The sequence below is a fragment of the Cryobacterium sp. TMN-39-2 genome (assembly GCF_004402745.1).
Lineage (GTDB): Bacteria > Actinomycetota > Actinomycetes > Actinomycetales > Microbacteriaceae > Cryobacterium > Cryobacterium zongtaii.
Window position 1 is genome coordinate 43,012 of the sequence record NZ_SOFX01000041.1, and the last position, 9,718, is coordinate 52,729.

General features: G+C 66.4%; 10 protein-coding genes. 5 read left to right on the forward strand and 5 right to left on the reverse strand.

Going from position 1 to position 9,718, the window contains the following annotated elements:
• The first annotated feature begins 162 nt into the window (after positions 1 to 162).
• From E3O57_RS15525 to E3O57_RS15540, 4 genes are read left to right on the forward strand one after another with little or no spacing between them, the layout of a single operon-like run.
• Positions 163 to 1,470 carry a branched-chain amino acid ABC transporter permease gene (locus E3O57_RS15525; protein WP_370290164.1) on the forward strand — a complete coding sequence of 436 codons (1,308 nt, stop codon included), beginning with the start codon at positions 163 to 165 and terminating at the stop codon, positions 1,468 to 1,470.
• A gap of 12 nt (positions 1,471 to 1,482) precedes the next feature.
• A complete protein-coding gene (locus E3O57_RS15530) occupies positions 1,483 to 2,463 on the forward strand; it encodes a branched-chain amino acid ABC transporter permease (RefSeq protein WP_088458110.1) in 981 nt (326 codons plus the stop codon).
• 37 nt (positions 2,464 to 2,500) lie between these two features.
• A complete protein-coding gene (locus tag E3O57_RS15535) occupies positions 2,501 to 3,376 on the forward strand; it encodes an ABC transporter ATP-binding protein (RefSeq protein WP_088457135.1) in 876 nt (291 codons plus the stop codon).
• Complete coding sequence (locus E3O57_RS15540) at positions 3,363 to 4,133, forward strand: ABC transporter ATP-binding protein (protein WP_088457136.1); 771 nt, start codon at positions 3,363 to 3,365, stop codon at positions 4,131 to 4,133. The genes E3O57_RS15535 and E3O57_RS15540 overlap by 14 nt, the downstream gene beginning before the upstream one ends.
• A gap of 382 nt (positions 4,134 to 4,515) precedes the next feature.
• On the opposite strand, the gene E3O57_RS15545 is transcribed toward E3O57_RS15540, so the two are convergent.
• The 3 genes from E3O57_RS15545 to groES all read right to left on the reverse strand — a co-directional run bounded on the left by E3O57_RS15545 (position 4,516) and on the right by groES (position 7,343).
• Positions 4,516 to 5,811: an ABC transporter substrate-binding protein gene (locus E3O57_RS15545; protein WP_088457137.1), complete on the reverse strand. Its 1,296-nt coding sequence runs from the start codon at positions 5,809 to 5,811 to the stop codon at positions 4,516 to 4,518.
• A 170-nt stretch (positions 5,812 to 5,981) separates the two neighbouring features.
• Positions 5,982 to 6,902, reverse strand: coding sequence for an EamA family transporter RarD (gene rarD, locus E3O57_RS15550; RefSeq protein WP_088457138.1), 921 nt, complete (start codon positions 6,900 to 6,902; stop codon positions 5,982 to 5,984).
• 144 nt (positions 6,903 to 7,046) lie between these two features.
• Positions 7,047 to 7,343: a co-chaperone GroES gene (gene groES / locus E3O57_RS15555; protein WP_066597535.1), complete on the reverse strand. Its 297-nt coding sequence runs from the start codon at positions 7,341 to 7,343 to the stop codon at positions 7,047 to 7,049.
• A 144-nt stretch (positions 7,344 to 7,487) separates the two neighbouring features.
• On the opposite strand from groES, the gene E3O57_RS15560 reads away from it, so the two are divergent.
• Complete coding sequence (locus E3O57_RS15560) at positions 7,488 to 8,675, forward strand: SAM-dependent methyltransferase (RefSeq protein ID WP_103478915.1); 1,188 nt, start codon at positions 7,488 to 7,490, stop codon at positions 8,673 to 8,675.
• Between the two features lie 28 nt (positions 8,676 to 8,703).
• Here the strand turns inward: E3O57_RS15560 and E3O57_RS15565 are convergent, their stop codons facing one another.
• Together E3O57_RS15565 and E3O57_RS18785 are read right to left on the reverse strand one after the other, a co-directional pair.
• A complete protein-coding gene (locus E3O57_RS15565) occupies positions 8,704 to 9,204 on the reverse strand; it encodes a hypothetical protein (protein WP_103478914.1) in 501 nt (166 codons plus the stop codon).
• Between the two features lie 36 nt (positions 9,205 to 9,240).
• Positions 9,241 to 9,718: DUF4190 domain-containing protein (locus E3O57_RS18785; protein ID WP_166804765.1), on the reverse strand; the 478-nt coding region annotated here is incomplete at its 5' end.

A 9,718-nucleotide genomic window follows, 5' to 3' on the forward strand; every position in this document is an offset into this window, starting at 1 on the left:
AGCGACGATGCGCTTGGCGCATTCCGCGATCCAAAATCGATTGCCCTGAATTCGGCGTACGAAACATATGCGACATAATCGGCACGTACTGTCAGCAAGGTCGCTGGCAGGCAAGTCCGTGCCAGTTCGAATACGCACCGACGGTGCCGCCATGGAGGTGCAGTGAGCAATACACACGCTGTCCGCAGATTCACGCCCAGGATGATGGTGCTGCTTTTCGGCCTACTCCTGACCGCCCTGACGTTTTCAACGTTCGCGGCGAGCGCGGCTCATGCCGACGAGATCAACACTGACCAGTACGAATATGTGCTCTCGGGAAATGTGCAATTCGGTGGCGAACCCATCGAAGACGTGCTCATCTCCGTTGAAGGCTCCGGCTACGAGGCCGAGGTCGTCACGGATGCCGAGGGCAAGTGGCGCATCGGCGTTCCGGAGAAGGAGACCTACACGGTCACCCTCGACGAGGACACTCTCCCTAAAGGTGTGGTCGTCGCCAAGGGCGGTGCCGAGATCGAAGCCGAGTTCGGCCTCACCCAGGTGAAGTCGGTGAACTTCTTCCTCGGCGAGGGCGAACGCACGACGGTCAGCTTCTTCGACCAGTTCGTGAACCGCTTCGTCAACGGCCTGAACTTCGGTCTGCTGCTGGCCTTGGCCGCGATCGGCATGTCGCTGATCTTCGGCACCACGGGCCTGAGCAACTTCGCGCACGCGGAGATGATCACCTTCGGTGCGTTGGCCACCCTCACCCTCAGCACGACGCTCGGGCTGCCGATCTGGCTGGCGATCCTGTTGGCGATCGCCCTCAGCGGTCTGTTGGGCTTCGGGCTCGACGCCACCATCTGGAAACCCCTGCGGAAGAAGGGCGTCGGGTTGATCCCGCTGATGATCGTCAGCATCGGCCTCTCGCTGGCGCTGCGGTACACCTTCCAGCTGTTCTACGGCGGCGGCACCAGCCAGCTGCCCGGCTCCGGCATGACCGACCTCAAGTTCGGCCCGATCTCGCTGTCGCCGATCGACCTCGCCAGCATGGGTATCAGCATCGTCGTGCTTCTCGCGGTCTCCTACTTCCTGCTGCGCACCCGGATCGGCAAGGCCACCAGGGCCGTTTCCGACAACCCCAGCCTCGCCTCCGCCAGCGGCATCGACGTGGATGGTGTCATCCGCATCGTCTGGATCGTCGGCGGGTCGCTCGCCGGCCTCTCCGGTGTGCTCTGGGCCTACTTCCGGCCGGGGGTCAGTTGGGACATGGGCTTCCAGATCCTGCTGCTGGTCTTCGCTGCCACCACCCTCGGCGGTCTCGGCACGGCGTTCGGCGCCCTCGTGGGATCGATCATCGTGGGCCTGTTCGTCGAGCTGTCGACGCTGTGGATTCCGTCCGACCTGAAATACGTCGGTGCACTTGTCGTTTTGATCCTGGTGCTGCTGCTTCGGCCGCAAGGCATCTTGGGTCGCAAAGAGAGAATTGGCTAGGGGCTGACGATGATCGACTGGGGAGCAATCTTTAGCAACGCGGCCGTCGAGCTGATCAGCCCGACCACCGCCGCCTACGCCCTCGCGGCGTTGGGACTGGCAATTCACTTCGGCTACACCGGCCTGCTCAACTTCGGCCAGGCCGGCTTCATGGCCCTCGGCGCCTATGGGTACGCCATCTCGACCCTGAGCTTCGGCTTCCCGGTCTGGGCGGCGGTGCTCGTAGGGATCGGCGCATCCGTGATCTTCGCGTTGGTTCTGGGTATCCCGACCCTGCGGTTGCGGGCGGACTACCTGGCCATCGTCACCATCGCGGCCGCGGAGATCGTGCGCCTGCTGTTCACGACCAACACCTTCGAACCGATCACCGGTTCGGCCAACGGGCTCAGCGGGTACAAGGGCGGATTCGCTGCCCTCAACCCGATCCCCGACGGCACCTACGGGTTCGGTCCGTTCGAGTACAACGCCTACGACTGGTGGCTGCGCATCGTGGCCTGGACCATCGTGATCCTCGCCTGCCTGTTCACCTGGCAGATCATGCGCAGCCCGTGGGGCCGCGTGATCAAGGGCATCCGCGAGGACGAAGACGCCGTTCGCGCCCTGGGCAAGAACGTGTACTTCTACAAGATGCAGTCGCTGATCCTCGGTGGCGTCTTCGGCACCATCGCGGGCATGATCTTCGTGCTGCCGCGTGCCGTGGTGCCGTCGAACTACCAGACCTCGCTGACGTTCTTCGTCTACGCCATCCTGCTGCTCGGTGGAGCGGCGACCATCCTCGGTCCGGTCATCGGCTCGATGGTCTTCTGGGTGCTGCTGTCGTTCTTCTCCGGGTTCATCGCCCGGGCCGTGGAGGCCGGCTGGATCCCGTTCCTGACGAGCATCCAGGCCGGACAGCTGCGTTTCATCCTGGTGGGCGTCGCGATCATGCTCATTGTGATCTACAGACCCCAGGGCATCTTCGGAAACAAGAAGGAGCTGGCTTTTGTCAAGTAACAGTGTTCCCACCGGCAAGCCCGTCAAGACAGTTGACATGCACATCGGCGAGGCCGTCCCCGGCTGCAAGAAGAAGGACCCGATCCTCGTGGTCGACGGCGTCAGCCGCACCTTCGGCGGCCTCAAGGCGGTGGATGTCGAGCACCTCGAGATTCCCCGCGGCGCCATCACCGCTCTGATCGGGCCGAACGGGGCCGGCAAGACCACCCTGTTCAACCTGCTCACCGGGTTCGACAAGCCGGACACCGGCTCGTGGACCTTCGAGGGCACCCCCATCGGCGGCATGGCCGCGTTCAAGGTCGCCCGGATGGGTCAGGTGCGCACCTTCCAGCTCACCAAGGCCCTGGGCCTGCTGACGGTGATGGACAATATGCTGCTCGGCGCGAAGGCGCAGGTGGGCGAGAACCTGTTCCGCGCCGTCCTGCCGTTCCTCTGGCGTCAGCAGGAGGCCGACAACAAGGTCAAGGCGCTGGACCTGCTCACCCGGTTCAAGCTCGACACCAAGAAGGACGACTACGCGGCCAGCCTCTCCGGCGGGCAGCGCAAGCTCCTCGAAATGGCACGGGCGCTGATGAGCGACCCCACCCTGGTGATGCTCGACGAGCCCATGGCCGGCGTCAACCCGGCGTTGACTCAGTCGCTGCTCGACCACATCCTCAACCTCAAGGCCGAAGGCATGAGCGTGCTCTTCGTTGAGCACGACATGCACATGGTGCGGCACATCGCCGACTGGGTGATCGTGATGGCCGAGGGCAAGGTGGTCGCCGAGGGCGACCCGCACGAGGTGATGCGCAATCAGGCTGTCATCGACGCGTACCTGGGCCAGCACCACGACGAGGACCTCGGTGAGGATCCCGACGCCGAGAAGGAACATGTCGGAGCCATTAAGGAGCTGCTCGATGACGAACTCTAGCCCGCTGATCGACGCCACCCCGGCCCCGGTGCGGAAGGCGGTCGTCGAGGTCAAGAACGTGACGGCCGGGTACGTGCCCGGCGTCAACATCCTCAACGAATGCTCGCTCACCGCCTACGACGGCGAACTGATCGGCATCATCGGCCCGAACGGGGCCGGCAAGTCGACCCTGCTCAAGTCGATCTTCGGCCTGGTCAAGGTACGCGAGGGCGAGATCCGGTTGCGCGGTGACGACATCACGAACCTCAAGGCCAACAAGCTGGTCGCCAAGGGCGTGGGCTTCGTGCCGCAGACCAACAACGTCTTCCCGACGCTGACGATCCAGGAGAACCTGGAGATGGGCATGTACCAGAAGCCCAAGGGCCTGGCCGAGCGGCTCGAGTTCGTCACCGAGATCTTCCCGGAGCTGCGCAAGCGCCTCGGCCAGCGGGCCGGGTCGCTTTCCGGCGGCGAGCGCCAGATGGTGGCGATGTCGCGGGCGCTGATGATGGGCCCGCACGTGCTGCTGCTCGACGAGCCTTCGGCCGGTTTGTCCCCGGTGCGTCAGGACGAGGCGTTCCTGCGGGTGAAGGAGATCAACAAGGCCGGCGTGACCACGATCATGGTGGAGCAGAACGCCCGCCGCTGCCTGCAGATCTGCGACCGAGGCTACGTGCTCGATCAGGGTCGGGATGCCTACACCGGCACCGGGCGGGAGCTGCTGAACGACCCCAAGGTGATCGGCCTGTACCTGGGCACCCTGGGTCAGGACGACTAACCCTCCCGCACCATCCGCACCACCGACTTGCCCCGTTGCGGACGAGTTGCCCCGGTCTACCGGGGTAACTGGTCCGCAGCGGGGCATCTCGCGTTTCACCGGCGGCGCCAGGAGCCGTTCTGACGCCGTTGGCCGCCCCAGCCGCGCAGCTCCGCGCCTCCGCCGCCTAAAGACCCGCAGCGGGCCCGTGGCGGCCGCCATCTACTGGCCGGTCTCCGCTGCTGCCGCCCACGGCTGCCGCTCCCCCTGGCCGGCATCCGGCGCCCCGTCACTCGGCGGTGACCGGCCACCGGGCACGCGAAAGGGCCCCGGCCGAAGCCGGGGCCCTTCTGTGCGTGTCGCGGTACGTCTGCTGTGGTGTACCGCGAGTCAGCGGGGGTGACTAGTTGATGCGGCTGTACTTGTTGTCTGCACCGAATTCGAAGATGCCGATGGTTGCGTCGGTCGGGTCGCCGTTCTCGTCGAACGTGATCGTGCCGGAGTAACCGTCGTAGTCGATCTGCTTGCCCTCGGCGAGGAGCGCGGCGCCCGACGCGAAGTCGGTGACCTTCTCGCCCTCACCGGAGCCACCGGATACCTGCTGGAGGTACTTGGCGATCGACTCACCCGACACGTCGTTGGCTGCGTACGCAGCCAGGGCGATCAGGATGACGGCGTCGTAGGATTCAGCCGCGTAGCTGAAGTCGGTCAGGGCCGGGTCGATCTCGAGCAGACGGCCGGTGAAGTCACCGAGGGTCGCGGTGTCCAGGCCGGGCAGCGTGCCCTTCGAGCCCTCGATCAGGCCGGCAGCGAAGTCCTCGCTGTAGTCGGCCAGGTTGCCGTCGACGAAGTACAGCTTGTCGCCGGGGAAGCCGCTCGCCACGAGGTCCGGGGTGATGACCTTGGCCTGGTCGAACGTGATCAGAGCGATCGCGTCGGGGTTGGCCGCGGTGACTTCGGCGATCTGGGCCGAGAAGTTGGCGTCGCCCTCGTTGAAGCTCGCGCTGGCGACGACCTCTCCGCCGGCAGCCTCGAAGGCCGTGGTGGTGAACTCGGCCAGACCGGTTCCGTAGGCGTCGTTGAGCACGATCAGGCCCAGGGTGCTGTTGCCGTCTTCGGCGATCAGGTTGCCCAGGACTTCACCCTGCAGGATGTCGGACGGAGCGGTGCGCCAGAAGAGCCCCTTGTCGTCGTAGTCCGTGAAGTCCGCCGAGGTGTTGGCCGGCGAGAACTGCACGACGCCGGCGCCGGTGATCTGGTCGATGACGGTCTTGGAGACACCCGAGGACGCCGCACCGACGATCGCCGAGACATCCTGCGAGAGCAGGTCGGTCACGGAGACGGTGGCGGTATCGGTCGTGGTGTCGCCCGAGTCGCGGAGGATGGCTTCGATGTCGATGCCCAGGCCGGCAGCTTTGATCTCCTCGACGGCGAGCTGAACACCGGCTTCTTCGGGCGGGCCGAGGAAGGCGAGCCCACCACTCTGGGGGAGGATCGTGCCGACCTTCAGGTCCAGGGCGCGGTCGCCGGCGGTGATCTCAGCGACAGTGCTTTCCGCCGCGGGTGCGTCCGAAGCGGCCGGCTCGGCTGCGTCGGTGCTGCATCCGGTGAGCAGAAGGGCGCTGACGCCGAAGATGGCGACGCCGGTGACGACGGCGCGGGCCGAGCGGGAGGCCGAGGCCTTCGCGAATACGCTCATGTTGCTCCTAGGGTAAGGGGAATCGAAGGTTAGAGCACGGCAAACGATCGTTGCCGTGCTGCAAAGGTATTCACCCGAACGACATCAAACAAGGCGGTCGTGTTACAGCCGTGTAACGCGACCAAATCGTTACGAACGGCCCCCTGACCAGGATGCTTGGCTCTGAGCCCCTAAATCGGGTCGATAACCGGCCGGCGCTGCGCCCGCCCCGCCCGCACCATATCGACGGTCAGCACGATCAGCGCGAGCCAGACCAACCCGAATCCGAGCCACCGTTCCGGCGGCATCGGCTCGTGCAGGATGACCACGCCGGCGATGAATTGCAGCACCGGTGCGAGGTACTGCACGAGTCCCATCGTGGTCAACGGCAGGCGCCGGGACGCGGCCGCGAAGAAGAGCAGCGGCACCGCGGTGAGCACACCGGTGCCGATCAGCGCGATGGTGTGCACCGTCGAGACGGTACCGAAGGTGAGGCCGGAGATCAGCGAGACCACGACCAGTTGGATGATCGCGATCGGCGTGAGCCAGAGAGTTTCCAGGGTCAGCCCGGAGAGCGCGTCGATGTGACCGCCGACCCGCTTCTTGATCAGGCCGTAGAAGCCGAAGGAGAACGCCAGGATCAGGGAGATCCAGGGCACGGTGCCGTAGCCGACGCTGAGCACGATCACGGCGATGAAGCTGATCACCACGGCAGCCCACTGGGCCCTGCGCAGCTTCTCGTGCAGCACCAGGACGCCCAGCAGCACCGTGATGATCGGGTTGATGAAATAGCCCAGCGCCGTTTCGACGACGCGGCCGCTCAGGGTGCCGAGGATGAAGGTCTGCCAGTTGATGAAGATCAGCACCCCGGCCAGCCCCATCGTCCACACGATGCGCGGCGAACGCAGTGCGGCCACGAGCGGCCGCCAGGCCCGGGTGGCCAGGATCAGGACCGCGCAGAACACCAGCGAGAACAGCACCCGCCAGGCCACGATCTCGAACGCTCCGGTCGGGGCCAGGAAAAGGAAATACAGCGGCAGGAATCCCCACATGCCGTAGGCGCAGATCGCGAAGATCAGGCCCGTGCTCGCGGAACTGCGGACCGGGCGCATCCCGCTCCGGGCGGCGTCCACCGGCTCGGTCGGCTCGGCGGCCCCGGTGGGATCTGTCGGATTCTCGTGCACGTTGTTACCCCTCTGGACGCGAAAAATCCCGGATGGCCGAGGCCATCCGGGATTCAACGATATGCGGTGTGACTAGCGAACGACGACCGCGAGAACGTCGCGAGCCGACAGAACGAGGAGGTCCTCGCCACCGAACTTGACTTCGGTTCCACCGTACTTGGAGTAGATCACCTTGTCGCCGACGGCGACGTCGAGCGGGATGCGGTTGCCGTTGTCGTCAATGCGGCCGGGGCCGACGGCGACAACTTCGCCTTCCTGGGGCTTCTCTTTGGCGGTGTCCGGGATCACAAGTCCGGAAGCGGTGGTCTGTTCTGCATCCACCTGCTTGATGACGATGCGATCTTCGAGCGGCTTGATGGAGACCGACACGGTTGACCTCTTTCTTAGCTAAGACGTAGTTAGCAGACTCACAGCGAGAGTGCTAAGTCGAGTTTAGGGCGCAACTGGCACTCACGCAACGTGAGTGCCAGAGTGCTCGGGGTGCGGCCCGGTTTGGCTTGATAGGTTTGCGGGATGGAACGCGCCGAGCTCGTTGAGCTGCTCTCACCCGAAGGCCTGCGCCTGCTGGACTCCCTGCCCGTCTACGAGGCCGGTGCCGACGTCGTGCGCACGGTCAGTGCCCTACGCAAGGCCGGGCACTCCCCCGCCCTGGTCAACGCGGTGCTCTACCAGTCCCGGCTGCGGGCGAAGGCGACGGGCAAGTTCGGCGACTTTGCCAGCCGGATGCTGTTCACCGAGGCCGGCCTGGAGCAGGCCACCCGGTTGCGGGTCGCCGCCCTGCACGCCGGCCGGTTCGTGGAGGCCGGCCTCACCCGGGTCGCCGACGTGGGCTGCGGCATCGGCGGCGACGCCATGGCGATGGCCGCGATGGAGCTGACGGTGACCGCGATCGACGTCGACGAGGTCACCGCCACGGTCGCCAGCTTCAACCTCGCCCCCTTCCCGACCTCTTCAGTGCGCTGCGCCGACGCGGCCGACATCGACCCCACCGAGTTCGACGCGCTCTGGTTCGACCCGGCCCGCCGCACGGCCGGGCACGGCAACACCAGCCGGCTCACCCGGTCAGAGGACTACTCCCCCAACCTCGATGACGTCTACGCGCTGAGCAAACGGATTCCCGTCGGCGTCAAGCTCGGTCCCGGCCACGACCGCGACCAGATCCCCGAGACCGCGGAGGCCCAGTGGGTGTCGGTGGACGGCAAGCTGGTGGAGATGGGTCTGTGGTTCGGTGCGCTCGCGCGACCGGGCATCCGCCGGTCGGCGCTGCTGCTCAGCAAGGACGGAGTCGCGGAGCTGACCGCGGCTGCCGACAGCGAGGATGTGGCTGTCGGCGAGCTCGGCGACTACGTGTACGAACCCGACGGCGCCATCATCCGCGCCCGGCTGATCGGTGCCCTCGCCAGATCGATGGAGGCGTCGATGCTCAGCGAGGGCTTGGCCTACCTGACCAGCCCGACGCTGACCCGCACCCCGTTCGCCACGGCGTTCCGGGTGCTCGAGGTGCTGCCCACCGACGAGAAGAAGCTGCGGCTGGCGCTGGCTGAACGGAAGATCGGCACCCTGGAGATCAAGAAGCGCGGCGTGGATGTGGATCCGGCGACCCTGCGCACCCGGTTGAAGCTCAAGGGTCCGGAGTCGGCCACCCTGGTGGTGACCCGCGCGGCCGGGCACAAGGTGGCGCTGCTGGTGGAACGGGTCTGACCGGCGTCAGCCGGCTCGCGGGTTCGGCTCAGCCGAAGTAGGCGGGCAGCATCCGGGTGATCACGACGAACCACAGCACCGCCATCAGGATGCCCAGCAGACCGCTGAGCAGGCCGAGGAGCCAGAGGACGCCGGAGCGGCGCTCCACGTACCTGGCCACCAGAGCGAGCACGACCGCGGCGATGCTCAGGGGCGCCCCCCAGATCACGAATATGCCGGCCAGTACCCCGAGCACCCCGCAGACCGCGGCAGCGACGCTGAGACCACGGCGGGCCGCATGGGTCTGGATCTCGGCGGTGGTGTACACGTAGGGCACCCACTCGGTGGGCGCGGTGATGGTGGACTCGTAGGCGAGCTCGCCGGCGACCGGCGGCCGGGTCAGGTCGGGCGAACGCCCGGCGGGTGCCCGCAGCTCAGCGGCCCTGGCCTCGGCAGCCCGCGCCTGTGCGCGCGACAACGCCGGCGTCCCGGCGGGCGGAACTGACTGCTCCCGCTCCGCCCGGGTTTCGGGCTGCCCGGACTGCAACATGCGTGTGGACTCGATTCTCGACTACTCGCTGTGCGGCTAGTAGTTGTAATTGTTCATCGGCACGGTCGCGAACACCAGCGCCCAGAGCAGAATGCTCAGCAGCGCCAGGGCGATACCCATGAAGCCTGTGATGATCCCGGTCAGCCAGAAGCCCTTGCCGTTCGGTTCCTTGTTGCGGGCGATGAAACCCAGTACCACGCCGGCGGCCGGCAAGATGATGGCGAGGATGCCACCGAAAATCGGGAAGAACGCGACCGGGGACCCGAGGATGCCGATGACACCGGCGATCATCGACAGGATGCTCAGGATCGGCTGCTTGGTGGCCGACGGCATCCCGGGCTGGCCGGCGTAGTAGCCGGCGGCGGGGCCACCAGAGGGCGGCGGGGTGCCGTAACCGGAGCCCGGCGGGGTGTAGCCCGGCGGCGGCGAACCGTAGGGCGGCGGCGGGGTGCCCTCGCTCGGGGCGGGCGGGCCGTAGGCGGGCGGCGGCGTCGGCTGGCCGGTCGGACTCACC

What these genes read in the sequence shown, in the direction of transcription:
- E3O57_RS15560 (WP_103478915.1), top strand. Translation starts at nt 7,488, where the DNA reads ATGGAACGCGCCGAGCTCGTTGAGCTGCTCTCACCCGAAGGCCTGCGC.
- E3O57_RS15545 (WP_088457137.1), bottom strand. Translation starts at nt 5,811, where the DNA reads ATGAGCGTATTCGCGAAGGCCTCGGCCTCCCGCTCGGCCCGCGCCGTC.
- E3O57_RS15565 (WP_103478914.1), bottom strand. Translation starts at nt 9,204, where the DNA reads ATGTTGCAGTCCGGGCAGCCCGAAACCCGGGCGGAGCGGGAGCAGTCA.
- E3O57_RS15535 (WP_088457135.1), top strand. Translation starts at nt 2,501, where the DNA reads ATGCACATCGGCGAGGCCGTCCCCGGCTGCAAGAAGAAGGACCCGATC.
- E3O57_RS15540 (WP_088457136.1), top strand. Translation starts at nt 3,363, where the DNA reads ATGACGAACTCTAGCCCGCTGATCGACGCCACCCCGGCCCCGGTGCGG.
- rarD (WP_088457138.1), bottom strand. Translation starts at nt 6,902, where the DNA reads ATGCGCCCGGTCCGCAGTTCCGCGAGCACGGGCCTGATCTTCGCGATC.